Source organism: Maribellus luteus (assembly GCF_003576475.1).
Lineage (GTDB): Bacteria > Bacteroidota > Bacteroidia > Bacteroidales > Prolixibacteraceae > Draconibacterium > Draconibacterium luteum.
Genome location: NZ_QWGR01000003.1, coordinates 255,808 through 271,936 on the forward strand (window position 1 = coordinate 255,808; position 16,129 = coordinate 271,936).

Sequence of the window (16,129 nt, forward strand, 5' to 3'; positions counted from 1 at the left end):
TCTATTTTTTTCGGATCAACGTCATACCATCGCGTAGCGGAAGTAACACCTTCTCTACGCGATTGTCGTTTTTAACAAGCGTGTTGAACGCGAGGATTCCATGGGTTTGAAAATCATCAGCCCGGGGCTTATCCAACACTTTTCCACTCCAGAGCGTATTGTCGGCGATGATAAAAGCACCGCTCTCCAGCCCGTCGATAAGCAGATTGTAATATTCCACGTATTCGCGTTTGTCAGCATCGATAAAAACCAGGTCGAATTTTTCGTTTAAGGTTGGGATAATTTCGAGTGCCGAACCAATGCGTTGTTCCACCTGCTCCTGAATCCCGGCTTTTTTGAAGTATTTGGCCGCCAGCGACTCCAACTCGTCGTCAATCTCAATGGTCACAATTTTGCCCTCAGCCTGCAAGCCTTTCGACAAGCAAATGGCAGAATAACCGGTGAAAGTTCCCAACTCCAAAATGAATTTGGGCCGGATCATCCGGGAGATCATTGCCAGCAACTGCCCCTGCAAATGCCCCGACAACATGCGGGCTCCCAGCACTTTCAAATGTGTTTCACGATCGAGTTCCTTCAGAACATCGTCTTCCTCGTCAATGTGATCCAGAATGTACTGATCAATGTCCTTTCGCCGGTTCATTTTCCAAATTTTATGACTACTTATAAATCAGCGTACTCATCTGGTTTTTATCCAAAACAAGGTTGGCCGCCTCCAGCAATTGCTCAGCAGTGATCTCTTCAATGGTTTTGAAAACCACCCGAAGCGGGTCTACCTTGTCGTACAAAAGATAACTTTTCCCGATGGTCAGCATCATATCGTCGCGGCTTTCCGTAGCCACTGCAATCTGGCCGATCAGCTGTTTTTTAGCCCTGCTTACTTGCAGTGCGCCCAGCTTTTTATCGCGCAACAGGTCAAACTCTTTCAGAACCAAAGCCAGCGCTTTATCCAGGTTTTCTTTATCCGTTCCAAAATAGACGTTAAAAAGCCCCGTATCAGAATAAGCCGTATAGCCCGACTCTACGTTGTAAGCCATTCCACGCCGTTCGCGCAATGCCAGGTTCAGACGTGAATTCATGGCCTGACCGCCCAGAATATTGTTTAGCAAAACCATTACCGTACGCTGCGGATGACAGGCATCAAAAGCAATGTTTCCGATAATACAGTGCGACTGAAAAGTATCTTTCTGAATGATTTGCTGCTGCGGCTTGTAGTTTTCAAATTTTACACGGGAGTTGTTCCGGAGTTTGGCCGGTACCGCACCAAAATATTTCTCCAGCATTTTTACCAGCACGCCAAAATCGACATTTCCCACCGAACTGATCACCATCTGATCGGTGTGGTAATTGTTTTCGATAAAACGAAAAATGGAATCGCGGGTAAAAGACCGAAGGTTCTTTTTTGTTCCCAGAATATTGCGCGCAATGGGATGGCCATCAAAAACCAGCTCCTCGAACTCATCAAAAATCAATTCAGAAGGCGAATCCTTGTACGAATTGATTTCCTCCACCACCACTTCCTTTTCGCGCTTCAGCTCCTTCTCGGGATAAACGCTGTTAAAAAGAATATCAGCCAGCAACTCGGCTGAGCGCTCGTAATACTCGGTCAGAAAAGTTGCATAGAGCACGGTTTCTTCCTTTGTAGTGTATGCATTCAGCTCTCCCCCTACTCCTTCAATCCGGCTCAGAATATGAAAAGCCTTCCGTTTTTGCGTTCCCTTAAAAACCGAGTGCTCGATAAAATGAGCCAGGCCGTGTTCTTCTTCCAGTTCATCACGCGAGCCCGCATTTATCAGCACTCCCAGGTGGCCCACCGGTGAATCGGTAAACTGGTGGATAATGCGAATCCCATTCCCCAATGTATGTGTCAGAAAATCAGTCTCTACCATTATGTGTTATAATCAGCCTGCAAAAGTAAGAAAAGTATTCAATTGCAAAGTCAGGATTCCGGGGAATCCCTAAAATGATCACATCCGGCGCCGGGCAAGAGAAACAAAGATGGATTTTTTTCCAAATTCTACATTTTTTCTTTGGAGTTTCAAAAAAATGTCTACTTTTGCAACACCAAAATAAAGGGGTGCCATAGCTCAGTAGGTAGAGCAACGGACTGAAAATCCGTGTGTCCTTGGTTCGATCCCGAGTGGCACCACCAAACAAAGGGGAAGACGAAAGTTTTCCCCTTTTTGTTTGATGTTTTTTTTGCATGTCACAACATCACTTATTTCGCAGAATCGCAATGCCATTGGCCACTTTCCGGGCACCTTCGTGGTCGAAAGCCTTATTATCAGACGGGAAATTAACTACTCCCTCTTCTTTTAGCCAAAGCGTAGTCGATCCGCCACCATCCAAGTTCATGGCATTTTTACAAGTCAGTTCCTTCATTAAAACCCCCAATTCGTTCATCGAAAGTCCATTGGCTTTGTCTTTATGTCTTCCGTCGGCGGTCACCAGTAACAGTTCATAATCATAGGTAATGCCAATGGCAGAACGTGGATGTTTGGTGGTGTTAAACGCAACGGAATCAGACTCGACGAGTTTCCCGTTTTTTACGAGCATGGGGCCCGACACCATGATGTCTTCGAAATTTGTATGCCAGTGGGTCCATTCCTCTTTTGGAAACTCAACAACCAGGGCAGAATCGCCCACAGCAAAAGCTGCCTCTCGGATAAGTGCTGTTGCTTCTGGATTGGGCGGAGTTATTACTTCATTACCCGCTTTTAGAAACACAACCGCCCCTCCTTTTTTCATATCGAAAAATGTCCCGTTTATGGCGGCCAGCGCATTCTGTTGTTCGGCCATTTCACTCAAAAGAATACGTGCAGAATCAGAATAAACCACCGACACGTCGTACTTGTGCTTTCTTAAATCAACTTTGATAACATTGATACTTTGCGGCTCACCAAACAACTCTCCACTTTTTAACTGATACCAGGTAATTCGTTTCGCTATTTTTTCCTTCGCCCAATCATTTCGCGAAAAAGATTTCTCACGTAATCCGGTTTGAAGTTCCTGCGAAAAAACAGTTCCGGAAACAACAATCATTACGAGCCAAAGCAGTGTCTTTCTCATCATAACCTGGTTTCTTTTGACAAGTCAGCCGCATGCACATTCAATTGGCTGAACTCATTTTTACGATTCGGTATTTAATTGGGCGTACAAGTTAGGTTAAAATTCATTCCCAGGCCTAAAATGCCCTTTCTTATTCGAACTAAAACGCGGGATACAGGAAGCATTTTCCACTGAATATTTTTACCAAAGAACATTTTATTTTTCAGAGTTTTCTTATTTTTGCAGCCACATTGACCTGTGGTGTAACTGGCAACACGTCTGACTCTGGATCAGAAGAGTCCAGGTTCGAGCCCTGGCAGGTCAACCATTGAAAAAGGAATTCAGAAATGAGTTCCTTTTTTGGTTTTTGAAATCAGCAATATTCAATATTTCCCCAACAATTTTAAAAACCAACGCAACCAATTCATTTCCACTTCCATCTTATTGAAAATCCAAACTTACTGATAATGAAAAAGTACCTGGCGCTGTTTTTCCTTTTTGCCCTCATTTGGAGTTGCAACGATGATGATTCGGACTTTCTGGAGGCCTGTTTTACCTATCAGTTCAGCGACACAACCGAAGGCCAAATTCATTTTACCAACTGTTCTGAAAATGCAAGCACTTACTTGTGGGAGTTTAGCGATGGTGAAACTTCGACCGAGAAAAGCCCGGTTCACACATTTTCCTCTTCACCTCCTTATTTTGTGAGTTTAACCGCCCAAAAGGGACGATTGAAGGATATTTACACAGCGTCAATTGGAAATATTACAGTTTACAAACCCAACATCTATATTTACCCAACCGAACAAACAAATCTTTGTGTGAAAATAGAATTTCCACTCGGAGGAGAGGTTATTGAATCGATTCCGGAATATGGCGGTGAATGGTGTGTCAATGTTCTCCCCAGTGGGCTGATTGACAATCAATACACGTTTTTGTTTTACGAAAGCTCGCAACCCGATATTTTCCAAGATAAGGAAGGGTGGTGCATCCCCCGCAACGAGCTAAAAACTTTCTTCGAAAACAACCTGCAACAGTACAATTTTTCGCCACAGGAAATCACCGACTTTACCGATTACTGGGTTCCCCGGCTAAATACCAACAGTTTCTATCTAATCTATCCGCAAACCAATGAAATCATCGATAAAGCCATTCAGCTCAATTTTTCAACCCTCCCGGATAATATGGGCCGCCTGTTTTACCTGATAACCGGTGCCAACAAGGCGAAAGTTCTAAAAGAACCTGTGATAAAGCCATTGGTACGGAATGATTTTTACGTGACTGAATGGGGAGTCATATTAAAATAATACTTCAGTTTTCGTTGCTGCAATTAATAGATCAAAGAAGAAGAGGCTGTCCGATTGTATTTCGGCAGCCTCTCTCTTTTATGTCTTCTTTTAGCCCTAACTCACGTATGGCTTTCTTCTTTTAGTTTTGAATTATCGGCATAAACGTGCAGGTAAAAATATACCAGTGTAAATACGGCATAAACCGCGGCCTGAATATACAAAGCAATCATGTCGTGCCGGATATCAGACATCCCCACCCCCATGGTTCGCAAACGCAGGTAGGCGGGAATAGCGGTAGTTCCGGGAAATATTTTCGACAACACCACCAGCCATTCGGGCATGGCCGAAACCGGCCACGAAATACCACTTAAAAACAAAGCGATGGGCGACAGGAACACCATAAAAACAATCGCCGATTCGCGGTGTTTGAACAAGGTGGAAAGCGCTATCCCGAGAAAAATAACTGCCAGTAAAAAAGGAAACAACAGCATCATCACATGCAGGATGCTTCCTTTATCGGGGTAATTGAACCAGTGGTGTACCAAAATTACAGCCAGTGCCACGTTGAACAACGAAACCAGCAGATAGGCCCCGGTTTTCCCCAGCAAATAAGGAAGGACTTCCCTCCTCCGCCTGTTCTCCGGAAGCAAGAACGGTGTTTTCTTTGATGCCGAGAAAGAACCTCCCAAAATCCCGATTCCAATCAGCAAGGTTTGCTGAATGATGATCAGGATTAAACCCGGCATAACAAAGCTCCCGTACGAAGCGCTTGGGTTGTACAAAATATGCGTGTGTGTGCTGATCGGACTGCTGGCCACCACTGCCTGGTCAAACGACTTGCCCTCGATCATGTAACGCTGAACAGCCACACCCGCATTAAAATACGAGTTAACCATGTTCGACGCCAGAATCTCCGTTTTATACTTCAGGAAATAACTTCCATCGGCATAGACCGAAACATGCGCCTGTTTCCCTTCCAGAATGTCTTTTCCAAAACCTTTCGGGATCAGCAGCACCCCTTTTATTTCATCTTTCATGAATAAGTTCTCGGCCTCATCAAGGCTCGAAGGATTGCAGCTTACGTCCAGTTCGCTGGTAGCGTCCAGCATCCGGGAATACTGCCTGCTAAAAGAGCTCTGGTCGAGATCGACCAGGCCAACCGGCAATTCGGTAAGAACCTCGCCCGAATAGCCGATCGAATAAACCAGGGGGTAAATAATCATCGCGCCAATCAGAATAAGCATCGCCCCCTTATCAGCAAGAACTTCCTTTAATTCCTGCTTAAAATGAATGGCTATCAACTCCAGACTTCCCGGATTATGTTCTTTTTCGGTCATCATTTTCCTTATGCTTTTCCCCAATATTTTTCATCGCCCAGGCGACGTTTGTATAACTTAAAGCCGGTAAAGGCCAGTAATTGAAAAATCAGGATGCAACAAATGTAGATCAGTGCGTCGCTCCTGGGCCCTCCGTACAGCGATTGCGATATAAATAGTTTTTCCCACCAGGTAAACGGGAAAAATGCGGCAAAAATGCGCGCAACCAGAGGCATTCCTTCAAAAGGAAAGGTAAGCCCCGAGAATGTTACCGCCATCATTGAATAGGCGCTGGCAATCGACAACGACAGACGCAGGTTGTAAGTGAGCGCTACCAGCCAAACCCCCAGCAACTGGTAGGTAAGCATGGTTATCAACTGCCCGAACAGGATCAGGAAGAAACTGCCGTTTATCGGCATGCCACCAAATTCGTACAAAAGTAGATTTATCAGCATGGCAAATCCGGTGAAAATTACGGTGTACGGGAACATTTTTCCGACAATGGCCAGCCTCACACTCGAATTACTGGCTTCCAGCAACTCACGCCCGGTACCTCGTTTCAACTCATTCCCAAACGTATAAATCGACGCCAGGAAAGCAAACAGGTACAACATAATGTTCATCATCGCCGAGTTCAGAAAGTAATTGTAGTTTCCGTATGGGTTGAACAGGATGTGTTGCCGCAACTCAACCGGCATTACCCGCGCCATGGCCTGGGCTTCGTTCTTCTCGTTTAGCAGTTGTTTTTTTAGCTGAATACCGGCTGAGATCGTACCCACCGTTTTCAGCACTGCGCGCTGGATGATTCCGCCTGTCAGCACGTTGGTGCCGTTAATGTAGGCCGGGACAACCGCTTCCACTTCCCGGTAAACCTTATTCTCCAAACCGGATGGCAGCAGAACGATCGCATCTACCTGAGCGCTTTCCAGCATTTCGCGCGCCTGAAAAATATCGGCCGGCGATGCCACTACCGCCAAATCTGGCGAAGCCTCCAGTGCATTTCTCAATTTAATGGAAAGACTGGAATTATCCTGGTCGACAACCGCAATGGGCAAATCGCGCGTTACTCCCTGCCGGAAAATAAAATACAGCAGAAAGATACCGATCAGAGGTCCCAGGAACAAAAGGAAACGGTAAGCAGGATTGTGCTTGATCCTTTCGGCCTCGCGCCCCATCACCATAAATACCGGATGTCTTTTCGGGATGCTCATCTCCATCTTCTTTTTACAAACGAACCACAGCCGTCATTCCCGGACGCAGTCCCTCAATTTTAGTTACCGGACGGGCTTCAATCTCAAATGATTTCAGGTCGAACTCGCCCGAAGTTTTGGTGGCATTGTAACGTGCAAAATCTGCTGTCGGGCTTATGTAAGTCACCTTAAATGAGTACTCACGGTTTTCCAGTCCCGGAATCATCGCGGTAAACGTTTCGCCCATTTTAAAGTGGCTCAGGTAATCTTCACGAATGTACAAGGTAGCCCAGATATCGTCGATATCAATTACGTTTACTACCGGGAATCCGGTGGAAACCAGTTCGCCTTCTTCCACATTCACACCTGAGATTTCCCCTTTGGCAATGGAGTGAATCGTGGTTTCATCGAGGTAAGACTGTACCTGTTCGATGGCTGCATCGGCGCGTTTTACAAGCGCATCGGCCGCTGTTTTGTCTTCTTCGCGGGCACCTTTTTCGGCTTTTTGCCAGATTGCTTTGGCTGCATTCGCCGTTTCGCGTGCTGCTTTCATTTTTGTTTCGGCCTCGTCGCGTTGTTGTTCCGGCACAACTCCGTCGTTGTACAAATTCAGAATACGCTGAAAAGTCTTTTCACCAAACTGTGCGGCCGCTTCGGCTTTAATGTAGGTACTGTAAGCCGCTTCGATGTCTTCTTTCTGAGCTCCGTTCTTTGCTTTCCGGCTTTGGGCATCGGCAGCCGTCCGGGCGGCATTGGCTTCGGCCAGTTTTGCATCAATTTCAGGGCTGTTGATGGAGAAGATAAAGTCGCCTTTTTCCACTTTCTGTCCTTTTTTTACTGCAATCTCCTGAATTCGTCCGGGAACTTTTGAAGCTACATTGTATTCCTTGGCTTCAATTTCTCCCTGTAAAATTACCGGCTCGGGTTTTAGTACCACAATCAATGTGTAAACAATAAATGCTACAATTGCGACCAATACAAACAGGGAGGCTAGTGCTTTTTTACTCATCGCTTTTATTTTTTCTATTTTCTATAATGATTCCAAAACGGTGTTCTCTCCACGGCAATACGACGTAAACTCTTCGGGGGTTCCGGCAGCCTGAAGAAAGCGTGCCAGCGCCACATCGTAGTCGTAAAGCACTTTTAAACGAAAGGCTTTTACCTGCGCCACTTTTGTATGCGCATCCACCACCGAAGTAGAGGTAGCAAAGCCTTCATTAAATGCTTTCTCGGTGCTTGCGGCATACTCGCTTGCCAATTCCAGCGTGGTTTCCAGTTCTGTTTTCTGTTCCATTTGCATGTGAAGCTCCTGGTACAACTTTGTTAAATAGGCTTCGAGGTCGCTGTGTGCTTTTTGTTCGGCAAATTCAACCTGGTTATGCAGTGTTTTGCTGGCATGTACTTTATTGTTTCGGGCCATCCCGTCAAAAAGGGTCCATTTCATTCCAACACCCACCAGCCAGTCGGGCATGTAAGGTGAAAGATTTTTATCCACCAGGTTGTAGTTCCCCATTGCAGCCACCGACGGTAAGTAATCGCGCTTCTCCACTTTGTGCTGAATGTTCACCAATTCCTTTTTGCCCTGAATTTGTTTTAGCAGCGGGTTTTCCTGTTTGGCTTTTGCAATCCACTCTCCCAGCCCACTCAGTTCTTTATTAATAAATAAGTGACTGGTGGGGGTCAAAGCATCCAGCGAATCGTTGGCCAGTGTTGCCGCCAAACCCGAACGGATAATGTCCAGGTTCCGCACCGCCTGTTTGTATTCGCGTTCGGCTTCGTTCCGGGCAACTTCGGCATGCAAAAGCTCCACTTTGGCAATGATGCCGTTGTCAAACATCTTCCGGGCATCCTGGTAATGGTTGTCCATACTTTTCAGCATCTGCTCCCGAACTTTCAACACCTGCAGGCCCAGCTCCAGTCCGTAATAGCGCTGAACCAACTCCGTAAGCAGTGCGCCTTGCTCCACCCGAACTTCTTCTTTACTGATCCCCACATTTACGTCGGCTGCCTCGTTGGCTCCCTGAATTTTACTACCGGCATAAATGGGCCATACAAAACCGGCGGAAACCGTAGCAAAACTTTTCTCCTGAATCATCTGGTCCCAATCTCCGTTCTGCACTACCTGACCGGCTTCGAGCAGCTTTTCCCGTACAGCCTGGGTACTTATATCATCGGGTAAAACAGGCAAAACCTGGTTGGTGTTGGGATCGGGGTTGGGTACGCCCGAAAAAACGCCGTAAGTACCCAAGGTATTGTACAAGGGCACAATGGCATCGCGTACCGGTGTCAGGTCCAAATGAAGCGGATCGGACATGGTAACCGCCTGCGCATTCAGCGAAACGGTTGGTAAATGCAGGCCACGCTTTGCCTTTTGCTCAAATTCCTTTTGCTTTACCTGCTCCTTCATCCGCAGTAATCCGGGATTGTTTTGCTCCATCATCTGATAAGCTTCTTCAAAACTCATCAAACGGGGAGGCTTTGTTTGCGCGGTAACATTTGCGGTAAACATTACAACAAGCCCCCACATAAAAAATGCAATACTATTCCTTCTCATGGTCCTCACTTTAATAGCTTATGAATCAAATACAATAAATGTTTGGTTTCTTTTTCCTGAATATTTGTTTTGTTTCTTTTGAAATGCTGGTTAATGTACTGGAAAATGGTAGCCATCATAATCAGGTACAAATCATCTTCAGAGATGTTTTTATCGATACTTTCTGATTTCAGGCCAATGTCTAAAAGTCGTTTAATGATACGATACGTATTTTCCCGAATCTGGTTATCCAACACAAAACTGTAATCGTTGGTCAGAACGTACAGAAATTTAATTTTAACCGGCTCCGTATTCGCAATCTCGATAAAATGCAACACAATCTTCTCCACCGTTTCCCAGAACGAATAACCGTGATTTACCAGGTCATCAAACTTAACCAGAACCTCCTGGTAAACCTCGTGCAAAATGGCATTCACCATCTCGTACTTACCTGCGTAATGCATATAAAAATAGCCCGAAGCAACCTGGGCATCTTTACTGATCAAAGCTACCGAAGCTCCTCCAAACCCTTTCTCCACAACCAACTCCATGGTCGATTGCTTCAAGCGCTGCACTTTTTTCTGATCCGTTATTCTGGCCATTTTGCATTAATTAATAAATGAACGTTCATTCATTTAATTGAATGCAAAAATAAAAACAATCTTTTACAGTCGGTAAAAACTTAAGCTGAATTAATAATTCGTTTAAATTGGCGGTTACATGGCTTAAAACAGATGGAAGGAAATAATGGTAAACGCACAGATGAAACCAACCAGCCCAAAAGTCTCGCCCAATCTTTCAGTAAAAACTGTTGAACAAACGCAAAAATTACCGGTCTACCGCATCCAATGATGAAACCAGGAATACCAAGGGAGCATTCCAATTAATGGCTGTTTCGTTGGTGGAATAACTGCACTCCTCGTCCACATACGAACGGGCCGGAAACTGACTTCGCTGCACTTTATCCTGGTCGCAGTCGGTAAACACGTTTGTATTCGGACCTCCTACCAGGTAGCCCGGCATGGGATCTTCCACCCCATCGGCAGAGGAAATTCGCTGGTGCGGGTGCATTGGCGATTTGGAACCAAAGCCGGTAACAAATGAATAACCCGTCGCGTTTCGTCCGAGGATGTAATCCAGGTCGTTTCTGGCAGATGCAACATACTTTTCATCTCCTGTTAAACGGAAGGCAATCAATTTTACCAGGCCATCGTTGACCACGTCGGAGTTACTTCCCCACGCAAACCGGTCGATGCTGACAACGTACGGCGACTCTTCTTCCTTGCTCAGCAAAAGATCTGCATACGCAAGAAAATCCTGTTCCATCCCGGAGAACTCAGCCCGCTTTTCGGAAGTCAATAACGAGATCACTCCCAGCGTATTTACCTGTCTCCAGGTTGATGTGCCTGGTTGCTGATAGCTTTCCTTACTCTTTTCGAGGTATTGCGCATCTTTCGTCAAAAGATACATTTCAGCAGCTGCCCAAAACCACTCGTCGCTTAAGTTATTGTCTCCGTAAGCCCCGGTTTTGATATCTTCCGGTTGTTCGTACACCTCGTCAGGATGCCGGAGCGCCCACTGCCAGGCGTTCTGCGCACTTGCTGCCATTTCATCGGCCAATTCAATCAGACTGTATTCGGGTAGAATGCGCGCCGCAAATGCCATCGTTGCTGCAAAGTCGAGGGCTGCAGCAGTCGTTTTATGAACAACATACCTCTGATCGTTTGTTTCGGAAGGCATCACAAAGCCCACAAAATTCTTGGTTGTCAGCTTGTGGTAAACTCCCCCATCGTTGGGATCCTGCATGCTTAGCATCCATTTCAAGTTCACCAGGGTTTCGTCAACAATATCGGGCAATTCGTTTCCAGATTCGGGGATATTCAGGTTTTGTGACTGATGGTATGCTTTGTTCAGTTCGCTGCTCAGCAATAATGTATACGTGCTTATTCCACTGTTCACAATGTACTTTCCAAAGTCGCCTGCATCGTACCAGCCGCCCGCCGATGAAATTACGGTTCCTTTGGGCCGGTAACCGTCCACTGCCGAAACATGCACCAATACGGTCGTATCCGGATGCCCGGCTTTGCGGTGCCATTTACCGGCATAGGCTTTTTCCAGATCAACACCACAACGTGCAAAATAATAAGACTTGAGCGCGGCATCGGCCAATTCTCCGTACAAGCGACCGGCAATTTTAAATGGATAGGAAACTTCTTCACCGGCACATAAAAAGTAGTCTCCGGGAGTGGTCAAATCTGAAAAATCTGCTACTTGAACAGTATCTCCCGACAATTCCCAATATTCCAGGGGACCGGTCTCTCCTTCAAAAACTACTTTTCCTTCCTTTGTTTTAACCTGAAAATCATCAGAACCAGTGCGCAGCAAGGCTAATTTGGCAGACGTAGTTATGTACCCCACCTGGTTAATCAGAATATTACCGGAAGGAGTTTGAACTTCTTTTTTACCACCACAGCCGGCCAGCAAAAGCACGCAAGCTGCAAGAAACACTTTTATAGGCGCTTGTACCTTCATATGATTCTGTTGTATAAATTTTGGTTTTTATGAAAAGTTCCGAAACCGGAAACTTGTTTGAACTTAGTTTATTTTAAGTCAACTACCAAGTTCCTTCGCAATTTTATCAACCCCTGCTTTACGACACAAAAAAACCGGCTTCAAATGAAACCGGTTCCCCATTATTTTTCAAAATCTACTTTACACCAAAATTTTGGTAGTAAGATTAGTGATGCTTGTTTCAATTCCTTCAAAAGGTAAACCGTTGCCCTGGTTGTCGTCTTCAACAAAAAGGTACTTCATGCCAGCCTTTTCTCGGGCAGCATAAATCCGGTTGAAATCGATCAAGCCAGCCCCCACAGAAGTAATGTCGTCTTTTACGACGTCAAAATAAGGATCGGTCTGTTTGGCCATATCTTTGAAATGCAGTAACTGGAAGCGTCCCGGATACTTGTCGAACATTTCCACCGGATCCTGACCGGCCTTGGTAGCCCAATATAAATCGAGTTCCATGGTAATCAAACCGTTATCCATTTCGGGCATAAAAATATCGTAGTAGGGAACCACTCCATCCATGTTCGCAAATTCAAAATTATGATTGTGGTAGCCAAACTGAATTCCCACTTCCTTCATTACAGACGCCACCTGGTTCCAATCGGCAATCATCCGTTTGTAGGTTTCAATGTTGCGATCTTCGTCGTTTACCCAGGGCTGTACACAATATTTTACACCCAGCGCTGCATGGTCGTCCGCCATTTTACGGGCGTTTTCCATGGTTATACCAGCTGCTTCTACCTGTGTGTGGCTGCTGATAATCTGCATGCCTTTGTCTTCCACAATTTTCTTAAACTCGGCAGGTTCGTATCCGTAGAATTTGCCGTTGGAATAACCAGCCAATTCCAGGTTTTTATACCCCATATCCGATACTTTTTGCAGCGAACCTACCACATCGGCCGCCATTGCATCGCGAATGGTGTATAACTGCAAACCCACTCCAAAGCTTTTTTTATCGGGCGTAACAGCCGTAGTACATGCAACCGGGCCCAGCACCATTGCACCAACCGCTCCGGCAGCAGAAATTTTAAGGAAGTCTCTTCTATTTTTCATTTCATATAATTTTAATGGATTTTCGTTTACCTGTGATTTTTGTGTAAGCGCACTAAAAATAATAGATTCCCGTCACTAAACGAAAATACTCACCTAATTTTTAACTATATGCCTTTCGAATACTTCTCAAACATAAAGAAGCACTAAAACGGGAAGCCCACACTTAAGAAAAAACGCGTTTTTGAATCGAGGTTGTTATCTCCAATAAGAAACTGCATCGGCCCAATAAGCGAATTATACTTTACCCCGAAGTTATAGCCCCATATATAATCAGCCACAGATTTGTCGGTAAAGTCGGTGACCAAATCTCCAAACTTGTCGTTGATATTGCCTGCATTAACGCTTGCCGACAAATAAAGCCCTTTAACGATGCGGGCATTTAACTCAGCCTTGGCAAAAGCAAAGTTGTACGTAAATAACTCAGCCGTACTAAAACCAGCCATATCCCGGTAAATATCACGGGTATTAAAGCGTTCTCCTCCCAACAAAAACATACCACCCACACCGGGATTGTCCGTATTAAACCCGGCATTCAGCCCCAACCCGAAAGTTAAAAAATCAGCCGTTGTTTTGTACCAATCGTAATCGGCCAATACCGAAGCATACAATCCATCGTGCTCCGACAAGACATAATCAACCCCCTCTCCATGCAGTTCGCCGGTCCGCTTAACTTTTGCACTCAAAACATGCGATAAAGAAAGGTTCATCCTTACTCCTTTGCTTGGAAAATACAGGTCGTCAGTTGTATTCAAACGATAAAAGAATTTATAGCCCCACTCTTTGGTAGCATGCCGGGAAAATCCTGCCTCATCATAAATAGTTTTCAAATCCTCCATCGGGGAAATCCGATTGTATCTAAACATTCCATTTACTCCCAGAATATGGTTCAAGCCCGGAGAATAATGAATTCCATACCCACCTTCGAGCGAAAAATACTTGTAATTTCCCAGCTCATTGCCACCAATAAACATGGGGTGCTTATAGTCGCTTAAATTGAAAAAATAATGATTGGAGAACTTTTGCTGCCGCCCCAAGAGCTTGCTCATTTCGATACGAAGCGCCGGATTCTCTGAAATATGTGCTGTAAACAGTAGGCGCGACGAAGGCATTACCACATTCAGGAGGGTAAAGTTGGTGACCAGCCCTACTCCCATATCGTTGTCGTAATTCGGTGTGAACTTGAACATAACCCGCGGGTTTTCTTTCACATGAAAAACAAGGATGTAGTCGTTGTTATCCGGGCCTTTTTTGAGCGAAAAAGTAATCTTATCAAAATACGGCGATCCGTGCATGTATTCGATCGCCTCGCGAACATCGTTGTACGAAACCGAATCACCGGGTTCGATTCCTGATTTGGATTCAATGTAATCCTTCCCGACAAACTCAAGGCCTTCCACTTCAATTCCCGCCACTTTTATTCTACGTGGCTGCCTGATCCTTTTCACAGGTTTAAGCTGAAGGTTCAGGCTGTCGGCCAGTGCTTTTAGTTCATCCAGTTTTTCGCGTGCTGTTATTTCTCCCAATTGCTGAATTACCGGCCCATTGGTAAAATCTTCCGAGCCATAATTGTACAGCTCAGGAACAATCAAAATATCCACTTTCTCGTTTTGCTGACGGGCATCTACAATTCCTGACAAAGCAATGGAACGCGAGAGAATTTCGGGCATGGTACAGAGTTCGGACTTGGTTACTTCTTCCGGAAAACCAACATACACTCCAATAATGATATCCGCCCCCATGTCAATGGCCTCCTGAACCGGAAAGTTACGCGCAACGCCTCCATCCACCAACAGCATCGAATCCATATCAACAGGCGTAAACACCGTGGGAATGGCCATACTGGCGCGAATAGCCTCGACCAGGTCGCCCGAACTGTGCTCAACAACTTTCCCCGATATTATGTCAACCGACATGCAGTGAAAAGGAATCGGAAGCTCATCAAAATCCTCTTCCGATGTGAGTGGCCACAGCAGCTCCGAGAAATAGGCTTCCAGGTGCTGTCCCTCAATCATCCCGGCAGGCAGTCTGATTTGGTTGTCGCTGATCGGGATTTCGAAAATATATTTCTGTGTTTCCTTTTTTTCTTCCATACTCACCTTCTGAAGAATCTCCTTATCGGTGAGCAGGTTGTTCCAGTCTACATTTTTATTGATCTCTGTAAGCTCCTCAACGGTGTAACCCGATGCATACAAGGCACCGATTATGCTTCCCATACTTGTACCTGTAATAAAATCGGGCCTGATACCAGCTTCTTCCAGCACTTTGATTACCCCGATATGCGCCAGTCCTTTGGCTCCGCCACCACTCAATACCAACCCAATCTTTGGCTTCCTGGTTGCCGATTCTTCTACCGACTGCGAATTCCCCCAAAAAGGGACAAGCAACAATATTGCCGGTACCAATATTTTAAGAAAGTAATCGAATTTTATTTTCATAGCTCAAAAGAATAGACATTTTCCGGCGGTGCAAGGTTTACCAGCAGCCATCCGGATGAATCCTGTTTGCTGATTTTTTGCACAACTAAATTATAGCAAAATAAGGACACTTTATCCTTGTATTGAAGATTTCAAACAAACAATTGCCCCTGAAATCAGCTCAACTAATTCGACTATATGTTCACAAGAAAAACATAACAGCGCGAGTTGCCAACTCCGACTACCGACATTCCCACGTTACAATTAGTTGAGAAACAGGTAGAGTGCCAAAAGCGGAAAATAGATCCATCAGGGTTTCCAGGGCCACTTAACACAATCTTTCACCTCGGGAAACAACACAAAATCAGCTTTCCCTTTCATGGCGCAGGTTTTTACATCAAGGCCTTTTAGCAATTCCAGGGCGGCATTCATCGTTTTTCCACTTACCGACACATCATCCACCAAAAGAATACGCTTTCCTTGCAGTTGCCAATTGGGTTGAGCCAGGACTACAGGAGCTTCGTACCGCGGATTGTTCTGTTCGTCACGGTAGTTCATCGTGAGCACCTGTAACTCGGCATCCAAATGATAAGCCACCATGGTAGCTGCCGGAACTCCCCCGGTTCCGATCCCGACAACAATATCAACCGGTGGAAAATCGATGGTCTTCAACCGTTTTGTGATCTCTTTAAATGAAAGTGGCACCATATCCTAATCTCTTCTA

General features: G+C 45.4%; 13 protein-coding genes and 2 tRNA genes. 3 read left to right on the forward strand and 12 right to left on the reverse strand.

The genetic code is table 11. The features are described 5' to 3' along the window. Position 1 precedes the first annotated feature (1 nt). Both D1614_RS06625 and D1614_RS06630 read right to left on the reverse strand, forming a co-directional pair. Entirely contained in the window at positions 2 to 640 is a 639-nt protein-coding gene (locus D1614_RS06625) for an O-methyltransferase (RefSeq protein WP_119437111.1), read from the reverse strand. 16 nt (positions 641 to 656) lie between these two features. After that, positions 657 to 1,886, reverse strand: a complete 1,230-nt coding sequence (locus D1614_RS06630) for a M16 family metallopeptidase (RefSeq protein ID WP_119437112.1) — start codon at positions 1,884 to 1,886, stop codon at positions 657 to 659. 187 nt (positions 1,887 to 2,073) lie between these two features. On the opposite strand from D1614_RS06630, the gene D1614_RS06635 reads away from it, so the two are divergent. Beyond that, a tRNA-Phe gene (locus D1614_RS06635) sits at positions 2,074 to 2,149 on the forward strand. 62 nt (positions 2,150 to 2,211) lie between these two features. Here the strand turns inward: D1614_RS06635 and D1614_RS06640 are convergent. Then, complete coding sequence (locus D1614_RS06640; RefSeq protein WP_119437113.1) at positions 2,212 to 3,069, reverse strand: phosphodiester glycosidase family protein; 858 nt, start codon at positions 3,067 to 3,069, stop codon at positions 2,212 to 2,214. A 228-nt stretch (positions 3,070 to 3,297) separates the two neighbouring features. Between D1614_RS06640 and D1614_RS06645 the strand changes: the two genes are divergently transcribed. After that, positions 3,298 to 3,373: transfer RNA gene (locus D1614_RS06645), tRNA-Gln, on the forward strand. A gap of 139 nt (positions 3,374 to 3,512) precedes the next feature. Next, positions 3,513 to 4,352, forward strand: coding sequence for a PKD domain-containing protein (locus D1614_RS06650; RefSeq protein ID WP_119437114.1), 840 nt, complete (start codon positions 3,513 to 3,515; stop codon positions 4,350 to 4,352). Positions 4,353 to 4,453: 101 nt separating this feature from the next. On the opposite strand, the gene D1614_RS06655 is transcribed toward D1614_RS06650, so the two are convergent. The 9 genes from D1614_RS06655 to D1614_RS06695 form a co-directional block, all read right to left on the reverse strand. Continuing rightward, positions 4,454 to 5,674: an ABC transporter permease gene (locus D1614_RS06655; RefSeq protein ID WP_147384055.1), complete on the reverse strand. Its 1,221-nt coding sequence runs from the start codon at positions 5,672 to 5,674 to the stop codon at positions 4,454 to 4,456. Positions 5,675 to 5,679: 5 nt separating this feature from the next. Beyond that, complete coding sequence (locus D1614_RS06660; RefSeq protein WP_162304435.1) at positions 5,680 to 6,861, reverse strand: ABC transporter permease; 1,182 nt, start codon at positions 6,859 to 6,861, stop codon at positions 5,680 to 5,682. A gap of 13 nt (positions 6,862 to 6,874) precedes the next feature. Next, on the reverse strand, positions 6,875 to 7,849 hold the full coding sequence (locus D1614_RS06665) for an HlyD family secretion protein (RefSeq protein ID WP_119437117.1): 975 nt from the start codon (positions 7,847 to 7,849) through the stop codon (positions 6,875 to 6,877). 21 nt (positions 7,850 to 7,870) lie between these two features. Then, positions 7,871 to 9,394: a TolC family protein gene (locus tag D1614_RS06670; protein WP_119437118.1), complete on the reverse strand. Its 1,524-nt coding sequence runs from the start codon at positions 9,392 to 9,394 to the stop codon at positions 7,871 to 7,873. 5 nt (positions 9,395 to 9,399) lie between these two features. Continuing rightward, a complete protein-coding gene (locus D1614_RS06675) occupies positions 9,400 to 9,975 on the reverse strand; it encodes a TetR/AcrR family transcriptional regulator (protein WP_119437119.1) in 576 nt (191 codons plus the stop codon). 226 nt (positions 9,976 to 10,201) lie between these two features. Further along, entirely contained in the window at positions 10,202 to 11,905 is a 1,704-nt protein-coding gene (locus D1614_RS06680; protein WP_119437120.1) for a glycoside hydrolase family 9 protein, read from the reverse strand. A 180-nt stretch (positions 11,906 to 12,085) separates the two neighbouring features. Further along, positions 12,086 to 12,991 carry a TIM barrel protein gene (locus D1614_RS06685; protein ID WP_119437121.1) on the reverse strand — a complete coding sequence of 302 codons (906 nt, stop codon included), beginning with the start codon at positions 12,989 to 12,991 and terminating at the stop codon, positions 12,086 to 12,088. A 143-nt stretch (positions 12,992 to 13,134) separates the two neighbouring features. After that, positions 13,135 to 15,426, reverse strand: a complete 2,292-nt coding sequence (locus tag D1614_RS06690; protein WP_119437122.1) for a patatin-like phospholipase family protein — start codon at positions 15,424 to 15,426, stop codon at positions 13,135 to 13,137. Positions 15,427 to 15,714: 288 nt separating this feature from the next. Continuing rightward, complete coding sequence (locus D1614_RS06695) at positions 15,715 to 16,113, reverse strand: phosphoribosyltransferase (RefSeq protein WP_119437123.1); 399 nt, start codon at positions 16,111 to 16,113, stop codon at positions 15,715 to 15,717. Positions 16,114 to 16,129: the final 16 nt, after the last annotated feature.

Bases quoted from the DNA above. Each gene is read 5' to 3' on its own strand.
- D1614_RS06685 (WP_119437121.1), bottom strand. From the start codon at position 12,991: ATGAAAAATAGAAGAGACTTCCTTAAAATTTCTGCTGCCGGAGCGGTT.
- D1614_RS06690 (WP_119437122.1), bottom strand. From the start codon at position 15,426: ATGAAAATAAAATTCGATTACTTTCTTAAAATATTGGTACCGGCAATA.
- D1614_RS06665 (WP_119437117.1), bottom strand. From the start codon at position 7,849: ATGAGTAAAAAAGCACTAGCCTCCCTGTTTGTATTGGTCGCAATTGTA.
- D1614_RS06625 (WP_119437111.1), bottom strand. From the start codon at position 640: ATGAACCGGCGAAAGGACATTGATCAGTACATTCTGGATCACATTGAC.
- D1614_RS06640 (WP_119437113.1), bottom strand. From the start codon at position 3,069: ATGATGAGAAAGACACTGCTTTGGCTCGTAATGATTGTTGTTTCCGGA.
- D1614_RS06650 (WP_119437114.1), top strand. From the start codon at position 3,513: ATGAAAAAGTACCTGGCGCTGTTTTTCCTTTTTGCCCTCATTTGGAGT.
- D1614_RS06695 (WP_119437123.1), bottom strand. From the start codon at position 16,113: ATGGTGCCACTTTCATTTAAAGAGATCACAAAACGGTTGAAGACCATC.
- D1614_RS06675 (WP_119437119.1), bottom strand. From the start codon at position 9,975: ATGGCCAGAATAACGGATCAGAAAAAAGTGCAGCGCTTGAAGCAATCG.
- D1614_RS06630 (WP_119437112.1), bottom strand. From the start codon at position 1,886: ATGGTAGAGACTGATTTTCTGACACATACATTGGGGAATGGGATTCGC.
- D1614_RS06660 (WP_162304435.1), bottom strand. From the start codon at position 6,861: ATGAGCATCCCGAAAAGACATCCGGTATTTATGGTGATGGGGCGCGAG.
- D1614_RS06670 (WP_119437118.1), bottom strand. From the start codon at position 9,394: ATGAGAAGGAATAGTATTGCATTTTTTATGTGGGGGCTTGTTGTAATG.
- D1614_RS06680 (WP_119437120.1), bottom strand. From the start codon at position 11,905: ATGAAGGTACAAGCGCCTATAAAAGTGTTTCTTGCAGCTTGCGTGCTT.
- D1614_RS06655 (WP_147384055.1), bottom strand. From the start codon at position 5,674: ATGATGACCGAAAAAGAACATAATCCGGGAAGTCTGGAGTTGATAGCC.